This is a genomic window from Mesorhizobium sp. M1322, assembly GCF_040318085.1.
In the GTDB taxonomy this organism is placed as follows: domain Bacteria; phylum Pseudomonadota; class Alphaproteobacteria; order Rhizobiales; family Rhizobiaceae; genus Mesorhizobium.
Genome location: NZ_JAMYLP010000018.1, coordinates 16,419 through 33,310, shown reverse-complemented (window position 1 = coordinate 33,310; position 16,892 = coordinate 16,419). Strand labels below are relative to the sequence as shown.

Genomic DNA, 16,892 nt, shown 5'->3' with positions numbered 1-16,892 from the left:
TGAATGGATCCGGGCCTCAATGGCCCGGATCCGACCAGCGGCCCGCGCCGCAGCGATTTTTATGAGCACATTCCGGCATGACGCGCGACCAGCAAGAGTAGAACCTGCCTTGCATCCGGTCGCATTCCAAACAACTGAATCGGCCCATGATCCCGTCGCCAAAGCCATTCTCGACCGGCGGGTCATGCGCGGAGGGAGGGACCTGTGGCGGCTCAGATTTTCTCGGCCATATTCGTCATCGTCGTCGGCGTCGGCGGCTGCGTCGCCTATTTCTGGGGCGCCAACAAATTGGTGGACATCATCTTCCCGTCGCGCGGCGTTGCAGGTGCTGCGGCCATCGACAATCTGCGCCGGCAGGGGATGATCCGGCCGTGGCTGTTCGTCGGCCCGGCCATGATCATCCTCACCATCTACCTGATCTACCCGGTCGTGGAGACGCTCAGGCTGTCGTTCCTCGATCGCGGCGGCGCCAATTTCGTCGGTTTCGCCAATTATGAATGGGCGTTCGGCGACCGCGAGTTCCGCAACTCCATCCTCAACAACATCATCTGGCTGGCGGTCGTACCGGCCGCCTGCACCTTCCTCGGGCTGATCATCGCCGTCCTTACCGACAAGATCTGGTGGGGCACCATCGCCAAGAGCCTCATCTTCCTGCCGCTGGCCATCTCCTTCGTCGGCGCAAGCGTCATCTGGAAATTCATCTACGAGTATCGCGGCGCTGGCCAGACGCAGATCGGCCTGCTCAACGCCATCATCCAGTATTTCGGCGGCCAGCCGCAGGTCTGGATATCGCTGCCGTTCTGGAACAATTTCTTCCTGATGATCATCCTGATCTGGATCCAGACCGGCTTTGCCATGGTCATCCTGTCCTCTGCCTTGCGGGGTATTCCCGAAGAGACACTCGAAGCGGCCGTCATCGACGGCGCGAATCCGTTCCAGATCTTCTGGAAGATCATGGTGCCGCAGATCTGGGGCACGATCGCCGTCGTCTGGACCACCATCACCATCCTGGTGCTGAAGGTGTTCGACATCGTGCTGACCATGACCAACGGCCAATGGAACAGCCAGGTGCTGGCCAATCTGATGTTCGACTGGATGTTCCGCGGCGGCGGCGATTTCGGCCGCGGCGCCACCATCGCCATCATCATCATGATCGCGGTCATTCCGATCATGATCTGGAACATCCGCCAGGCCAACAAAGAAACGGGAGGACATTGAGATGACTGTCTCGACCGGAAAGTCCTTTGCCAGCCGTTTCGGCGTCCATATCGCTGTCTTCATCTTCGTCGCGATCTGGACTGTGCCGACGCTCGGCATTCTCGTCTCGTCGCTGCGCGACAAGGATCAGATCATCGCCTCGGGCTGGTGGAACTCGTTCGCCAGTTCCACCCAGACGGAAGCGGGCCGGCTGCCACCCGCCTCGGCGCAAGTCGAGAGGGCCGGAAAGTTCGTCCTCGAGGGCAACATCTTCGGTGACGATCCGGCCCGCGACATCAGCGCCTTCGGCGTCAAATCGTCGGCGCCGACGCAATATCCCGCCGGCACGACAGCCGATCTCGGCGACGGCGAGACCTTGCAGCTCAACGCCGACGGCAGTTTCGTCATGACCTCAACGAAGCCCTTTGAGGGCGAGCGCGGCCAGCGCGTCTACTACGCCTCGTCGGCGCCACCGAAATTCACCACCGACAATTACAATACGGTGCTGTTTTCGGAAGGCATCGGCCGCTCGTTCATGAATTCGCTGACCGTCACCATTCCGGCGACGGTCATCCCGATCCTGATTGCGGCATTCGCGGCCTATGCGCTGGCCTGGATGCGCTTTCCCGGCCGGGCGTTGCTCATCGCGGTCATCATCGGACTCTTGGTCGTGCCGCTGCAAATGTCGCTGATCCCGCTGCTGAAGCTCTATAACGGCGTCGGCAGCTTCTTCGGCGTGCCGTCGAAAACCTATCTCGGCATCTGGCTGGCGCATACCGGCTTCGGCCTGCCCTTCGCTATCTATCTCCTGAGAAGCTACATTGCCGGCCTGCCGCGCGAAATCATGGAATCGGCGCGCATCGACGGCGCCAGCGATTTCGAGATCTTCGTCAAGATCGTGCTGCCGCTGTCGTTCCCGGTGCTGGCCTCCTTCGCCATCTTCCAGTTCCTGTGGGTGTGGAACGACCTGCTGGTCGCGATGGTTTTCCTCGGTACCGAGGGCGACCAGATCGTGCTGACCGCCAAGCTCAACGCGTTGCTCGGCTCGCGCGGCGGCGACTGGGAGATCCTGACGACATCGGCTTTCATCACCATTGTCGTGCCGCTGATCGTGTTCTTCTCGCTGCAGCGCTATTTCGTCCGCGGGCTGCTCGCCGGCTCGGTGAAGGGAGGTTGAGATCATGCAATCCGCTGTGAAGGCGACCTTGAAACCCGACCTCGCCGTCGACCGCGACTGGTGGCGAGGTGCCGTGATCTACCAGATTTATCCGCGCAGCTATCAGGACTCGAACGGCGATGGCATCGGCGACCTCAGGGGCATCATCAGCAGGCTGCCCTACATCGCGGCACTCGGCGTCGATGCCATCTGGATCTCGCCGTTCTTCAAGTCGCCGATGAAAGATTTCGGCTACGACGTATCAGACTATTGCGACGTCGATCCGATGTTCGGCACGCTGGCCGATTTCGATGCCTTGAGCGCCGAGGCGCACAGGCTCGGGCTCAAGGTGATGATCGACGAGGTGCTGTCGCATACCGCCGACATCCATCCGTGGTTTAGGGAAAGCCGCTCGAGCCGAGCCAACCCGAAGGCGGACTGGTATGTCTGGGCCGACGCCAAGCCCGACGGCACGCCACCCAACAACTGGCTGTCGATCTTCGGCGGCTCGGCCTGGCAGTGGGACACCAGCCGCCAGCAATATTACCTGCATAATTTCCTGGCCGAGCAGCCCGATCTCAACTTCCACAGCCGCGCGGTCCAGGATGCGCTGCTCGATGTCACCCGCTTCTGGCTGGAGCGCGGCGTCGACGGCTTTCGCCTCGACACCATCAATTTCTACTTCCACAGCCAGGGCCTGGAGGACAATCCGCCGCTGCCGCCCGAACAGCGCAACGACCAGACCGCCCCTGCCGTCAACCCTTACAACTACCAGGACCATCTCTACGATAAGAGCCGCCCCGAAAACCTCGGCTTCCTCGAACGCTTCCGCACCCTGCTCGACGAATATCCGGCTGCGGCCGCGGTCGGCGAAGTCGGCGATTCACAGCGCGGGCTGGAGGTGGTGGCGGCGTATACCGCCGGCAGCAAGCGCGTGCACATGTGCTATTCGTTCGACTTCCTGGCCCCCGAAAAGATCAGCGCGACAAAGGTGCGTTCGGTGCTGGAAGCCTTCGGCAAGGTCGCCAGCGACGGCTGGTCGTGCTGGGCCTTCTCCAACCATGACGTGATGCGCACTGCCTCGCGCTGGGCGGCGGGCGAGGCTGACCGGACCGCTTATCTCAAGGTGATCTCGGCGCTGCTGATGTCGCTGCGCGGCTCGGTCTGCATCTATCAGGGCGAGGAGCTTGGTCTTGGCGAAGCGGAATTGCAATTCGAGGATCTGCGGGACCCCTACGGCATCCGCTTCTGGCCGGAATTCAAGGGTCGCGACGGCTGCCGCACGCCGATGGTCTGGAATGGCGCCGACAGCAATGGCGGCTTCTCCAAGGCAAAGCCCTGGCTGCCCGTGCCCGCCAAGCACCTTTCGCTAGCGGTCGATGTGCAGCAGGGCGACGACAGCTCGCTGCTCGAACATTACCGGCGCTTTCTTGCCTTCCGCCGTCTGCATCCGGCGCTGGCTAAGGGGGAAATCGACTTCATCGAAAGCCAGGGCGATACGGTCACCTTCACGCGCCGCGAGGGCAATGAGCAGATCGTCTGCGCCTTCAATCTCGGCAGCCGACCGGCCGAAATCGATCTCGGCGGACGCTCGCTGCAACCCTTGCCGGGGCACGGGTTTTCGGGACAGACTGGCGTCGGCTCTATCCGCCTCGGCGGCTACGGCGCCTGGTTCGGGCGTGTCAATTGAATTTGCAATTCACTGGAGGGAATCCATGGCCGATGTCACGCTAAGGCAAGTGAAGAAATCATACGGCAATCTCAACATTCTCCCCGGCATCGACCTCGAGATAAAGTCGGGCGAGTTCATCGTCTTCGTCGGCCCTTCGGGCTGTGGCAAGTCGACCTTGCTGCGGTCCATCGCCGGGCTGGAGGAAATCACCTCCGGGGAGCTCAGGATCGATGGCGAGGTGGTCAACGACGTGCCACCGTCGAAGCGCGGCATCGCCATGGTGTTCCAGTCCTATGCGCTCTATCCGCACATGACCGTCTACGACAACATGGCGTTCTCGATGAAGATCGGCAAGGAGAGCAAGGCCGAGATCGACAAGCGGGTGCGCCAGGCGGCGGAAATCCTGCAGCTGACCAAATATCTCGACCGCCTGCCCAAGGCGATGTCAGGCGGCCAGCGTCAGCGCGTCGCCATCGGCCGCGCCATCGTGCGCAACCCAAAGGTCTTCCTGTTCGACGAGCCGCTGTCGAACCTCGACGCGGCACTGCGCGTCGCCACGCGCATCGAGATCGCCAAGCTCAAGGAGTCGATGCCGGCTACAACGATGATCTACGTCACCCACGACCAGGTCGAGGCGATGACGCTTGCGGACCGCATCGTCGTGCTGAAGGAGGGCCATATCGAGCAGGTCGGCACGCCGATGGAGCTCTACAAGAGACCCGGCAATCTGTTCGTCGCCCAGTTCATCGGCTCGCCGGCCATGAACATCCTGCCGGCGACGATCGACAAATCAGGCGACCCGACCATCGTCAGTCATGTCGGCGGGCGCAGGGCGACGGTGCCGATCGCCACGCCAGCGTCAGTGAAGGGCGCTTCGGTCAGCTTCGGCGTGCGGCCGGAGGATCTGATGATCGCCACCGGCGCGGATTATCTTTTCGAGGGGACAGTGGACTATGTCGAGCAGCTCGGCGAGGTTCAGCTCGTCTATGTCGACATCGGCCGCGCCGACCTGCCGCTGGTGACCAAGCTGCCCGGCAATGTCGAGGTCAAGCGAGGTGCTGCGCTGCGGTTGAATGCCGATGCCGGCGACCTGCATATTTTCGATGCCGACGGACATTCCTTCACACTCCACAAGGCGGAAGCAAAGGCAGCCTGAGGGCGGCAGCCTAACTGCTGGATACAGGCAGTTTGGCGAAGGCAAAAAAACAACAGCGGCGGGCAAGGCCCGCCGCTGTTGTGCATTCAGGTCACTGTTAGCGGCCGAACAGGTTGCGGTCGCTGCCGTGGGCAGGCTTTTCGTCAGCCGGAACCGGATTCTGCGCCGGGGCCGAATTCTGGATCGAAGCCGTGTACGAGCTGTCGACCGCAACGGCCGGCTGGTTGGCGCCGTTCGATCCATAGTTGTCGCTACCGGCAAAAGCGCTGCCGGCGACGGCCAGAACGGCGGCGGTGGCAAGAACGAACTTTTTCATTTCAGTACTCCTGGATTTTTCGTGTTCCACCAGCGCGGCGGGCAAATGCCGCCGCTGCTGTTGGGATCGACATTAGTTGTTGCCGAAGAGGTTACGGTCGCTGCCGTGGACGGGCTTCTCGTCAGCCGGAACCGGCTTCTGCGCCGAAGCAGAATTCTGAATCGAGGCCGTGTACGAGCTGTTGTCGACCGCAGCGGCCGGCTGGTTGGCGCCGTTCGATCCATAATTGTCGCTGCCGGCAAAAGCGCTGCCGGAGACGGCCAGAATGGCGGCGGTGGCAAGAATGATCTTCTTCATTTCTAGTACTCCTGGATTTGTCAGATCGCGAGCGGCGGACTGGCCGCCGAAAACCGGTTTCCATTTTTCGGGATCATGGTCTGGGATCAGCTGTTAATTGTTGCCGAAAAGGTTGCGGTCGGCGCCGTGGACAACGGGCTTTTCAGCGTGAGCCGGCTTCTGAATGGAAGCCGTGTACGAGCTGTCGACCGCAGCGGTTGGCTGGTTGGCGCCGGCGGACCCATAATGGTCGCTGCCAGCAAAGGCGCTGCCGGTGATGGCCAGAACGGCGACGGCAGTAAGAGCAATCTTTTTCATTTTTAGTACTCCAGTATCTTAAGTTTTCCGTCCGTCTGGCCGGCGTGTCTTGGGAGGAATTCGCGTCGTTCGGACAGCCCCGATGTGGGAAGGCCATCTGGCAGATGCCAATCACGAAGTTGTTCCGTGTGGACCAAGAATCTACACCTTGAAATTGTACCAGAGGCTTTTGCCGGCATCATTTTACGTTTTGTTTTCAAAAGCTTATGCCAAAGGCGCCATTCGAGCATTTGACGGATTTCCGGACCTGCGTTCACAGTGTCATGCACTCATTGTCAACAGAAACGAACCGTTCGGTTCGATTTTAGAAGCGGCTTAAAAAGCCGCCGACAAAGGCACAACGGCGAAGCTCGTCTGCCCCTATCACCAGTGGACCTACGAGCTGGATGGCCGGCTTTTGTTCGCAAGGCAGATGGCGGATGGCTTCGACAAGAGCCAGTTCAGCCTTAAGCCGGTGGCTTGCGAAAGCGTTGGTGGCTACATCTTCATCTGCCTGGCCAAGGAGCCCGCCGATTTCGCGCCGATGCGCGCCATGATCGAGCCTTACCTCCTGCCGCACCGGCTGCGCGAGGCAAAAATCGCCTTCGAATCGACCATCGTCGAGAAGGGCAACTGGAAGCTCGTCTGGGAAAACAACCGCGAGTGCTACCATTGCGCCGGCAACCACCCCGAACTGTGCAAGACATTCCCGGAAGCACCGACCGTGACCGGCGTGCAGGGCGCCGACAGCGATCCGGAGATGCTCGCGCACTGGGCGAAATGTGAGGCGGCGGGCTTGCCGAGCAAGTTCCGCATCGATCCGGCCGGGCAGTATCGCGCCACCCGCGCGCCGCTGCTGCGCGACGCCGTCAGCTATACGATGACGGGAAGACGCGCGGTGAAGAGGAACCTTTCCGACAGCGTTTCGACCGACCGTATCGGCTCGCTGCTGCTCTATCACTATCCGACGACCTGGAACCATATTCTCGGCGATCATGCCGTCACCTTCCGTGTGCTGCCGATCAGCGCCACGGAAACGGCCGTCACCACCAAATGGCTCGTCCACAAGGACGCAGTCGAAGGCGTCGATTACGATCTCGCCGAGCTCACCCATGTCTGGACCGAGACCAACGATCAGGACCGCCGCATCGTCGAGGAAAACGCCTTCGGCATCCTGTCGCCGGCCTACGAGCCCGGCCCCTATTCGGAACTGCATGAGGGCGGCGTCATCCAGTTCGTCGAATGGTACGCCTCCTTCATCGGGCCGCGCCTTGCTGAGGGCGGCCGGCCGGCGTTGCGCAGCGTCGCCTGAGCGAGATCAAGGGGATGAATGCGATGACGGACCTTGGCCTTTACCGCCACCTCGACGAGATGGCGCCCTGGAACGACAGGCTCCAGGTGCTGGAGGTGATCGGCGTCAGCGACGAGGCGCCTGACGTGAAGACCTTCACCTTCCGCTCCGACAACCAGACCTGGTTCCGCTACAGACCGGGGCAGTTCGTGACGCTGGAACTGCCGACCACTGAGGGCCCGCTGATGCGGACTTATACGCTGTCGTCCTCACCGTCGAGGCCGTTCTCGATCGCGGTGACGGTGAAAGGGCAGGCCGGCAGCCTCGGCACACGCTGGATGTTCGACCATCTGAAACCCGGCGTTCACGTGAAAGCCTATGGGCCGACCGGCGACTTTTCGCTGCACAGCCACCCCGCGGCTAAGTATCTGTTCATTTCGGCCGGCTCCGGCGTGACGCCGATGATGTCGATGCTGCGCTGGCTGAACGACTGCGCGCCATGGACAGATGTCGGCTTCGTCAACTGCGCACGAAAGCCCGAGGAGATCATCTTCCGCAAGGAGCTCGAGCTGCTCGGCAGCCGCATGCCGGGCCTGACGCTCGGCTTCATGATCGAGGAGCGCTCCAGCCGTGAGGGCTGGTTCGGCCATATGGGCCGGATCGACGCGATACGGCTGCCGCTGCTGGCGCCCGATTTTCGCGAGCGCGAAATATTCTGCTGCGGCCCCGACCCGTTCATGCGCGCCGTGCAGCAGATGCTGGAGGCCGCCGGCTTCGACATGGCCAACTATCATCAGGAAAGCTTTGCGGCCCCAGGGGTGGAGGAAATTCCGGCCCCGTTCGGTTCGCCGGCAGAGGGTGGGCCGGCAGAGGGCGGGGTCGAGATACCTGCTGAGGCCGCAACGCCGATCCGCTTTTCGCTTTCGGATGTCGATGCCGACTGCGTTGCCGGCCAGACCGTGCTGCAGACGGCGCGCGCTTCGGGCGTACGAATTCCCGCAGCCTGCGAGTTCGGCCTGTGCGGAACCTGCAAGGTGAAAAAGGTCTCGGGCACAGTCGAGATGAGCCACAATGGCGGTATCCTCGATCACGAGATCGACGACGGTTTTATCCTCGCCTGCTGTTCAAGGCCGCTGTCGGCGCTCGAGATCGAGGCCTGACCGACGGGGTGCGTAAAGCGCGTCGCGTTTGGCCGGGCCTTGTGCGACGCGCTTTAGGTTGTTGTTTTTTATGCATGTCGTTATCGCAAAACCGCTGCACACTTTTGCGCGACATGCATTAAACCCCGTAGCGCTCGGTACGGATGAGGCTTGCCGGAACGCCGGCATCCATCAGCGCCTGAGCGGCGGCCGACACGAAGGCATTCGAGCCGCAGACAAAGGCGAACCTTGGCGGCGCGGGCAGCCGCACCATCGATTGCTCTATCATCGCGGCATCGACCCGCCGCGAATAGTCCGCCGGGCGCCGGGCCGGCTTGCGAATCAGCGTCAACACCAGATCGAAGCCGTCCCGGCGATCGTGGAAGTCGATCAGCTCGTCGCGAAAAATCACCTCGTCCCAGATTCGTGCGGAAAACACCAGCGCCGCGGGCACCGCCGATTTCAGCGCGGCACGATGGCGGATCATCGCCATCAGCGGCACCACGCCGGACCCGCCGCCGACCAGCAGAAGCGGGCCGCCGTCGTTGTCGGACCAGACGAAGTGGCCGCCGAGCGGTCCGCGCAGTTCGACCTCGTCGCCGACCGCCGCGATATCGTGGAAGAACGGCGAGACCTCGCCATCATCGAGCCTTTCGATCGCCAGTTCGATCGTTTCGCCGGCTTCCGGCGCCGAGGCGATGGAGTAGGAGCGACGCGCCTGATAGCCGTCCGGCGCCGTCAGCCTGACATCGACATGCTGCCCGGCACGATAGGCGAAGGGCCGCGACGGCTCGAGGAAAAAGCTGGTGACGCGCGGCGTGCGCTTTTTGATGCGTCGGATGGTGACGGTCTGCCAGGGCGACTGCGCCGCCGGCCCGTCGCTCATGGATCGCCCGTATAGCGCTGCTCGCGCCACGGGTCGCCATAAATGTGATAGCCGCGCAGTTCCCAGAACCCCGGCTCGTCACGCTCGGTGAACTGCAGCCCATTCAGCCATTTGGCCGATTTCCAGAAATAGAGATGCGGAACCAGCAGCCGCGCCGGGCCGCCGTGGTCCGGCGTGATCGGCTTGCCTTCGTAAAGCAGTGCCACCATCGCCTTGCCGTCTGTGAGATCCTTCGTCGGCACGTTGGTGGTGTAGCCGTCGAACGACAGCGCCAGCGTGAAGGGGCTCAGCGGCTCGATGCCGGCATCCGCCAGAATATCGTCGACCAGCACACCCTGCCACGCCGTATCGAACTTGGTCCATGCGGTGACGCAATGGATGTCGCGGGTCATCTTGGTCAAAGGCAGCGCGTTGAACTCTGTCCAGTTCCATTTCTTGATCGGCCGCGGTCCGTGCTTGAGCGTGAACGACCAGTCCTCGGTGCGCACGCGCGGCGTCGGCCCGGCCGACAGCACCGGGAATCCCTGCTCGAGATACTGCCCCGGCGGGATGCGCGCATCCGCATCCGTCGGGGGCTTTCGTCCTGAAGAGAAGCCGCTGGTGACCATCGAGACAATCCGTTTGCTTGAGGTCACCAGTCTTCTCAAAGATGCTCTGGCGGGCAACCAGAATTTTGGCGGACGCCTGGCAGGCAGCCGACCGGACCAACAGCCCCCATCTAGGCGGCGATCGCAGTTTCCAGATGATGTTACGAAGTCGCCCGCTCGCCAGATGCATGGCTGGATCCGAGCCCTTGATGAAGGGAATGGCGCCGACCTGAAACAAAAAACCCGCCTTGCGGCGGGTTGTTGGCGCGATCAGTACCATGCGGAAAACGATAACATAGTTGCCGGCACAAAGCAAGAACAAAGTTGCCGACAGGGATCACGAGCTCGCATTTCTCCCCGCCTCTGCTGCCGGCCAGCGAAGCCTCTTATGCGCCGATCCCGTCTGTCTGCCTGAGATAGCCGCTGGCAATCTCGCGCATCCGTTTGGCGTCGAAGCTCGGGCCGTGGCCGCCGTGGCCGATGCGGATCGGCAGATTGAGCAGCCGCTGCATCGTCCGGCGATAGGCCGGTCGGTCGGAGTCCGGCAGGTCGTCGATCAGCATGGCGTCGTAGATGGCGTCGCCGGCGAAGAACAGGCCATCGACCTCGTCGAACAGCGCGATCGAATCGGGCGAATGGCCGGGCAGATGCAGCACGCGGAATTGCCGGTCGCCGAGGTCGACCAGATCGCCCTCGTCAAGTGTTCGCGTCAGCGGCGCCGGCAAAATCTTGTAATCGGCTGCTTTCCAGCCGGGCGCCGGCAGCTTCGAAACGGCGCCGTCGAGATCGTGGAACATGTGGGCGTAGGTGACGGCGTCGTCCATGATGTCGAAATGCGCGGCACTCATCCTCGGCCCGGTCCGCAGCGGGAATTCGTGCAGCGAGCCGACATGGTCGAGATGGATATGGGTGGCGACGACGAGCAGCGGCTTGCCGGCCGGCGTGTCAATCTCCGGCGCCAGCGGGCAAATCCCCATGCCGGTGTCGACAAGCAGGTCGACGTCGCGGCCGCGCAGATGCCAGATGTTGGCGCGCACGAAATCATGCACGAACGGCTCGGAGAGCATCGTCGTATCGGCGTCGATGACGGTCTTGCTGAACCAGTCAAGCATCACGAGATTTCCGGCATCAGAAGCGAGCCGGCATCAGACGAACGGTTTTCCAACCTGGTATTTTTCGGGAACCAGTCGCTTCAGATAGGCCATTCCTGCATCGGAGAGCTGGTTGACCTCAGGCAGCATGAAATCGTCGGGCATGTGGCGGGTCTTGCCGGCAACGTTTTTCAGCGGCACCTTCTTCAGCACGGTTTTCTGGCCGTCGTATTGCAGCGCCACCGAGCCGCCGCCTTGCTCAGCCACCGTAACGGCGAAGACGCCGGCATCGAAGGCTTCCTGCGCATCGACGGCGTTGATGGCGCCGACATAGCCGCGCGGCATGTAGCCGAGCGCATCGACGCGCGCCCGCTTGCCCGGCAATCCTTCGGCCAGCGCACGCTCGAGGGCGGCCGGCAGGTCGCTGCCCGACAGCTTGACGTTGCCATGGGCATCGCGCTCCAGTTTCTCCGGCGGGACAAGGCTTTCGACCAGCGCCTTGCCGTCGGCGGTGCTGACGCCTTCGGACACGGCAACGATGCAGCGCTTGTGGCGGTCGAGCGTGGCGCGAACATCGTCGATGAAGGCCGCAGCCGAGAACGGACGCTCCGGCACGTAAACGAGATGCGGGCCGCTGTCGGGGTCAAGCTGCCATGCGGCGGCGGCGGCGGTGAGAAAGCCGGCATGCCGCCCCATGACGATGCCGACATAGATACCCGGCAGAGCGCGGAAGTCGAGGTCGACCGAGAGGAAGGCGCCGGCGACGAACTCGGCTGCCGAAATGAAGCCGGGCGTGTGGTCGTTCTCCTCGAGATCGTTGTCGATGGTTTTCGGCGCATGAACGAAAGCCATCTTGCCGCCGGCGGCGTCGGTCAGGATCTGCTGGGTGCCCGACGTGTCGTTGCCGCCGATATAGATGAACGCGTCGGCGCCGGCCTTCTTCAGGCCATTGAGGATGATCTCGCAATAGGCCTCATCCGGCTTATCGCGCGTCGAGCCAAGCGCGGCGCTCGGCGTTGCTCCAATCAGCCGCAGCCGGTCATCGGCGATGGCTGAGAGATCGACATAGTTGCCGTCACGGATGCCGCGCACGCCATGGATCGAGCCTAAAACCTTGGCGCCGGGATGGCGCTTGCGGATCTCGAGCACGGCGCCCACCATCGTCTGGTTGATGACGGCAGTCGGGCCGCCGCCTTGCGCGATCACAAAAGTTCCGGACATTGTTCACTTCTCTCGAGCAGTGGAATTGCAGGCACATTCGCCTGTCTTGCGAGATCACGCAACGGGAGAGTCGAGCGGCCGCCACGGCCGCTATGAATTCAGAAGATGACCGGGAGTTCAGACGACGACGACCGGGTTCTTCCTGGAGACGCGGCTGTAGAGGTCGATGATATCCTGGTTGATCAGGCGAACGCAGCCCGACGACATCGCCTGGCCGATGCTCCACCATTCGGGCGAACCGTGGATGCGGTAGCCGGTGTCCTGGCCGTTCTGATAGATGTACAGCGCGCGCGCGCCGAGCGGGTTGTCGAGGCCGCCGGGCTGCCCGGCCTGCCATTTCACCAGTTCCGGCTTTCGCGTGATCATCTCGGCCGGCGGCGTCCAGGTCGGCCATTCCTTGCCGTACTGGATGTTGGCGCGGCCGGACCAGCGGAAGCCTTCCTTGCCGATGCCGACGCCGTAACGGATCGCGTCACCGCCGGGCTGCACCAGATAGAGCAGCCGCTCCTGCGAATGGACGACGATGGTGCCGGGCTGCTCGCCGGTCGGGTCGACGACGATCTGGCGACGGAACTCCGGCTTGACCTTGAGATAGGGCACTTCCGGCAGCGTGAAGCCGCCGTCGGTGACGGAGGCATACATCACACCAGGGCTGGTTATGTTCTTGTCGACGCTGATGCTCGGGCGAACGGGGGTGATCGCGCCGGTGGTGACGCCGTCGAGTTGCAGCGCCGACAGGTCGAGCGTCTGGCTGCAGCCGGCAACGCCGAGCAGCGCCAGCGCACCGGCGCCGGACAACACCGCGCGGCGGGAAAGCTGGATTTCGGAAATTTCGATTTCGTCGCCATTATACGGCGGCGTCAGACCTTGCGGCAACTCACGCATTTACCCAAACCCTACGCTGTCGGCGGGAGACACGGTCCGGCCGAATAGAGGGCATTTTCACCGATCATGGTTGAAAAAGCGTGAAGAACTGTTGCCCGACCTTAACTTCCTGGCCGAGCCGTCGTGTGCCGTATATTTTCGATGTCGCCCCTTTACATCTTTGCGAGCCCAAGGATTTATCCTTTTCTTTGAGCTCAAGGAGACGAACATGTCCTTCGAAAACTGGGCCGCCTTTGCCGCCGCCTCGACGATCCTTCTTGTCATTCCCGGCCCGACCATCCTTCTGGTGGTGTCCTATGCACTGGGCCAGGGCTGGCGCACCGCGTTGCCAATGGCGGTTGGCGTGGCGTTCGGCGATTTCACGGCGATGACGCTGTCGATGCTGGGCATCGGCGCGCTGCTGGCGGCGTCGGCCACCGTGTTCACGCTGTTGAAGGTGGTCGGCGCCGGTTATCTAATCTATCTCGGCATAAAGCTGTTTCGCGCCGGTGGCACGCTCAAGGCCGAGCCGCGCCTAGACGCGGTGTCGTCGGCCAAGATGATGGCGCATGCCTGGCTGGTCACCGCGCTCAACCCGAAAAGCATCACCTTCTTCGTCGCCTTCCTGCCGCAGTTCCTCGACCGGCACGCGGATTTCTGGACGCAGATGCTGATCTTCGAAACGACCTTCCTGGCGCTCGCCTTCGCCAATGCCCTCGGCTATGCGCTGATCGCGGCAAGGGCGCGCAACGTCGTGCGTAATCCCCTGGCGATCCGCATCTTCAACCGCACCGGCGGCACACTGCTGGTCGGCGCCGGCATCGCCACGGTGGCGATGCGCTCGGGCAATTGAGGACCATGACATGGCAGTCAGGGATGCATTCGGCCTGACATTTTCGGGTGCGACCGAGGCCGCGTTCTCCTCCTACAGCCAGGCTGTGCGCGAACTGCAATGCTTCATCGGCGATCCGGTCGGCTCGGTCGACCGCGCCATCGCCGCGGATCCCGGCTTCGTCATGGCGCATGTGTTCAAGGGCTATCTTTTCGGCCTCGCCACCGAGCGCGAGGCGACAGCCGTGGCCAGGACATGCCACGAGGCAGCACTGCCGCTTGCCGCGACGGCGCGCGAACAGGCGCATGTCACAGCACTCGGCCATCTTGCCGCAGGACGCTGGCATGAAGCCGCCCGTCTGCTCGAGGATATCGCCATCGAGTTTCCGCTCGATGCGCTAGCGCTGCAGACCGGGCACCAGATCGATTTCTTCACCGGCAATGCCCGCATGCTGCGCGACCGCATCGGCCGCGCGCTGCCGTCCTGGCAGAGCGGCATGCCGGGCTACCACGCCATACTCGGCATGCAGGCGTTCGGGCTGGAGGAAATGGGCGACTATGCGCGCGCCGAAAAGCTTGGCCGCATGGCAGTCGACATCGAGCCGCGCGACGGTTGGGCGCAGCACGCCGTCGCCCATGTCATGGAAATGCAGAGCCGGCAAAGGACGGCATCGCTTGGATGCGCGCCAACCCCGAGGCGTGGACGAAGGAAAGCTTCCTGCAAGTGCACAATTGGTGGCATCTGGCGCTGTTCCACTATGATCTCGACGAGGCCGGCCAGGTGCTGGCGCTCTATGACGGCCCGATTTTTGGCGAGCGCTCGACGCTGGCGCTCAACATGGTCGACGCTTCGGCGATCCTGTGGCGGCTGCATCTCGGCGGCGTCGATGTCGGCGACCGCTGGGCAGCACTTGCCGCCAACTGGGCCAAGGCCAGCGCGGGCAACTATGCCTTCAACGATGCCCACGCAATGATGGCCTTTGTCGGCGCTGGCCAAGAAGCGCCGGCCCGCACCTTGCTCGAGGCGCAGCGCGAGGCCATGCGCGGAAACGACGACAACGCCGCCTTCACGCGAGACGTCGGCCATCCGCTGACGCTCGCCATCAAGGCATTCGGCGACGGCAATTATGCCGAGACGGTGCGTCTGATACGCCCCATCCGGGCGATCGCCCACCGCTTCGGCGGCAGCCACGCGCAGCGCGACGTCATCGACCTGACGCTGATCGAGGCGGCGCTGCGGTCCGGTGACCATCCGTTGGCAAGGGCGCTTGCCACGGAACGCGCGCTGGCGCGGCCGGACAGCCCGCTGTCGGCGCTGTTTTCGCGACGCGCTGCCGATTTGTCGGAGAATTGACCGGAGGCGGATCTTGTCTTAAAAACTGCCAGTCAGATTTTTTCGAGATCCGAAAAAATTAATGGCATTGGGAGGATACTATGTATCTCGGCCTCGATCTGGGCACGTCGGGCGTCAAGGCGCTTTTGATCGATGCCGGGCAGACCGTCATCGGCTCCTGCCACGCGTCGCTCGACGTGTCGCGGCCGCATCCCGGCTGGTCCGAGCAAAACCCCGCCGACTGGATCCGCGCCTGCGAGGAAGCGATCGCCGAGCTGAAGGCTTCCTATTCAGGACAGCTCGCCGCCGTCAAAGGCATCGGCCTGTCCGGCCAGATGCACGGCGCCACCTTGCTTGATGCCAGCGACCAGGTGCTGCGCCCCTGCATCCTGTGGAACGACACGCGCAGCCATGCCGAGGCGGCCAAGCTCGACGCCGATCCGCGCTTTCGCAAACTCACCGGCAACATCGTCTTCCCCGGGTTCACCGCGCCGAAGCTGGTCTGGGTGAAAAATAACGAGCCGGATGTTTTCGCCAAAGTGGCAAAGGTCTTGCTGCCGAAGGATTTCCTGCGGCTCTGGCTTTCCGGCGAGCATATTTCGGAAATGTCCGACTCGGCCGGCACGTCCTGGCTCGATGTCGGCAAGCGAGGCTGGTCATCCGACCTGCTTTCCGCCACGTCGCTCGATGAGAACCAGATGCCGTCGCTGGTCGAAGGCAATGAAAAGGCCGGCACCTTGCGCAGCGAACTGGCCTCGAAATGGGGGATGCAGGCCGGCATCCCGATCGCCGGCGGCGCCGGCGACAATGCAGCCTCGGCCTGCGGCATGGGCACGGTCGCAGCCGGCCAGGCCTTCGTCTCGCTTGGCACGTCAGGCGTGCTGTTCGCTGCCAATGCGTCCTATCTGCCAAACCCGGAAAGCGCGGTGCATACGTTCTGCCACGCGCTGCCCGACACCTGGCACCAGATGGGCGTCATCCTGTCGGCAACCGATTCGCTCAACTGGTTGTCGGAGATTTCTGGAAAAGGCCCCGGCGACCTGACCGCCGAGCTCGGCGATACGCTGAAGGCGCCGACCGGCGTGTCCTTCCTGCCCTATCTCTCAGGCGAGCGTACGCCCCACAATGATTCGGCCATTCGCGGCTCATTTACCGGTCTTGCACATGAAACCGGCCGCACCGTGTTGACCCAGGCCGTGCTGGAGGGCGTGGCTTTCGCCTTCCGCGACAGCCTCGAAGCCCTGGCCAAGGCCGGCACGGAGCTGACGCGGGTGACGGCGATCGGCGGCGGCTCGCGCTCGCGCTACTGGCTGAAGGCAATCGCCACCGCGCTCGGCCTGCCGGTCGACATCCCCGCCGACGGCGATTTCGGCGCAGCCTTCGGTGCGGCCCGACTCGGCATGATCGCGGCGACAGGTGCCGATCCGCTCAGAGTATGTACGGCGCCGGCAACCGACGCCACCATTGAACCGGTCGCCGCACTAAGCGAGGCCTATGCGGAGGCCTATCAGCGCTACCGCTTGCTTTATCCGGCCATCAAGGTCGCCACGGCGTGAGTGGTTTCCCACCCCCGCCGCGG

At 63.0% G+C, this 16,892-nt stretch carries 15 protein-coding genes and 2 pseudogenes; 9 read left to right on the top strand and 8 right to left on the bottom strand.

Translation table 11 applies throughout. The features are described 5' to 3' along the window. Positions 1 to 204 precede the first annotated feature (204 nt). Genes NKH12_RS09620 through NKH12_RS09605 form a run of 4 tightly spaced genes read left to right on the top strand, consistent with a single transcriptional unit; the run spans position 205 to position 5,181 of the window. The gene (locus NKH12_RS09620; RefSeq protein ID WP_352952889.1) at positions 205 to 1,218 is read left to right on the top strand and encodes a carbohydrate ABC transporter permease; all 1,014 of its coding nucleotides are present in this window, start codon (positions 205 to 207) and stop codon (positions 1,216 to 1,218) included. A gap of 1 nt (position 1,219) precedes the next feature. Next, positions 1,220 to 2,374 carry a carbohydrate ABC transporter permease gene (locus tag NKH12_RS09615; protein WP_352952888.1) on the top strand — a complete coding sequence of 385 codons (1,155 nt, stop codon included), beginning with the start codon at positions 1,220 to 1,222 and terminating at the stop codon, positions 2,372 to 2,374. 4 nt (positions 2,375 to 2,378) lie between these two features. Then, the gene (gene bglA / locus NKH12_RS09610) at positions 2,379 to 4,043 is read left to right on the top strand and encodes a beta-galactosidase BglA (protein ID WP_352952887.1); all 1,665 of its coding nucleotides are present in this window, start codon (positions 2,379 to 2,381) and stop codon (positions 4,041 to 4,043) included. 25 nt (positions 4,044 to 4,068) lie between these two features. Next, positions 4,069 to 5,181, top strand: coding sequence for an ABC transporter ATP-binding protein (locus NKH12_RS09605; protein WP_352952886.1), 1,113 nt, complete (start codon positions 4,069 to 4,071; stop codon positions 5,179 to 5,181). A gap of 97 nt (positions 5,182 to 5,278) precedes the next feature. Here NKH12_RS09605 and NKH12_RS09600 read toward each other — a convergent pair whose 3' ends face one another. The 3 genes from NKH12_RS09600 to NKH12_RS09590 all read right to left on the bottom strand — a co-directional run bounded on the left by NKH12_RS09600 (position 5,279) and on the right by NKH12_RS09590 (position 6,091). After that, complete coding sequence (locus NKH12_RS09600; RefSeq protein WP_352952885.1) at positions 5,279 to 5,497, bottom strand: DUF680 domain-containing protein; 219 nt, start codon at positions 5,495 to 5,497, stop codon at positions 5,279 to 5,281. A 72-nt stretch (positions 5,498 to 5,569) separates the two neighbouring features. Then, positions 5,570 to 5,794 (bottom strand): DUF680 domain-containing protein, encoded by a 225-nt coding sequence (locus NKH12_RS09595; protein WP_352952884.1) that lies wholly within the window; start codon positions 5,792 to 5,794, stop codon positions 5,570 to 5,572. A 93-nt stretch (positions 5,795 to 5,887) separates the two neighbouring features. Continuing rightward, positions 5,888 to 6,091: a DUF680 domain-containing protein gene (locus NKH12_RS09590; protein ID WP_352952883.1), complete on the bottom strand. Its 204-nt coding sequence runs from the start codon at positions 6,089 to 6,091 to the stop codon at positions 5,888 to 5,890. Between the two features lie 328 nt (positions 6,092 to 6,419). Here NKH12_RS09590 and NKH12_RS09585 point away from each other — a divergent pair. Then, positions 6,420 to 7,382: pseudogene (locus NKH12_RS09585) on the top strand (SRPBCC family protein); the annotation flags it as partial. Between the two features lie 23 nt (positions 7,383 to 7,405). Beyond that, positions 7,406 to 8,521: an FAD-binding oxidoreductase gene (locus NKH12_RS09580; protein ID WP_352952882.1), complete on the top strand. Its 1,116-nt coding sequence runs from the start codon at positions 7,406 to 7,408 to the stop codon at positions 8,519 to 8,521. 118 nt (positions 8,522 to 8,639) lie between these two features. Here the strand turns inward: NKH12_RS09580 and NKH12_RS09575 are convergent, their stop codons facing one another. From NKH12_RS09575 to NKH12_RS09555, 5 genes are all read right to left on the bottom strand, one after another. Then, positions 8,640 to 9,386, bottom strand: a complete 747-nt coding sequence (locus tag NKH12_RS09575) for an FAD-binding oxidoreductase (protein WP_352952881.1) — start codon at positions 9,384 to 9,386, stop codon at positions 8,640 to 8,642. After that, positions 9,383 to 9,994, bottom strand: coding sequence for a molybdopterin-dependent oxidoreductase (locus NKH12_RS09570; protein WP_352952929.1), 612 nt, complete (start codon positions 9,992 to 9,994; stop codon positions 9,383 to 9,385). Before NKH12_RS09570 ends, NKH12_RS09575 begins: the two co-directional genes overlap by 4 nt. Positions 9,995 to 10,359: 365 nt before the next feature. After that, a complete protein-coding gene (locus NKH12_RS09565; protein ID WP_352952880.1) occupies positions 10,360 to 11,085 on the bottom strand; it encodes an MBL fold metallo-hydrolase in 726 nt (241 codons plus the stop codon). Positions 11,086 to 11,118: 33 nt separating this feature from the next. Next, on the bottom strand, positions 11,119 to 12,285 hold the full coding sequence (locus NKH12_RS09560) for a diphosphate--fructose-6-phosphate 1-phosphotransferase (protein ID WP_352952879.1): 1,167 nt from the start codon (positions 12,283 to 12,285) through the stop codon (positions 11,119 to 11,121). Between the two features lie 117 nt (positions 12,286 to 12,402). Next, positions 12,403 to 13,170, bottom strand: coding sequence for a L,D-transpeptidase (locus NKH12_RS09555; protein ID WP_352952878.1), 768 nt, complete (start codon positions 13,168 to 13,170; stop codon positions 12,403 to 12,405). A 208-nt stretch (positions 13,171 to 13,378) separates the two neighbouring features. On the opposite strand from NKH12_RS09555, the gene NKH12_RS09550 reads away from it, so the two are divergent. From NKH12_RS09550 to xylB, 3 genes and pseudogenes are all read left to right on the top strand, one after another. Continuing rightward, positions 13,379 to 14,002 carry a LysE family translocator gene (locus tag NKH12_RS09550; protein WP_352952877.1) on the top strand — a complete coding sequence of 208 codons (624 nt, stop codon included), beginning with the start codon at positions 13,379 to 13,381 and terminating at the stop codon, positions 14,000 to 14,002. Positions 14,003 to 14,012: 10 nt separating this feature from the next. After that, a pseudogene (locus tag NKH12_RS09545) lies at positions 14,013 to 15,334 on the top strand (tetratricopeptide repeat protein). An 80-nt stretch (positions 15,335 to 15,414) separates the two neighbouring features. Next, entirely contained in the window at positions 15,415 to 16,869 is a 1,455-nt protein-coding gene (gene xylB, locus NKH12_RS09540) for a xylulokinase (RefSeq protein WP_352952876.1), read from the top strand. The last annotated feature ends 23 nt before the right edge of the window (positions 16,870 to 16,892 follow it).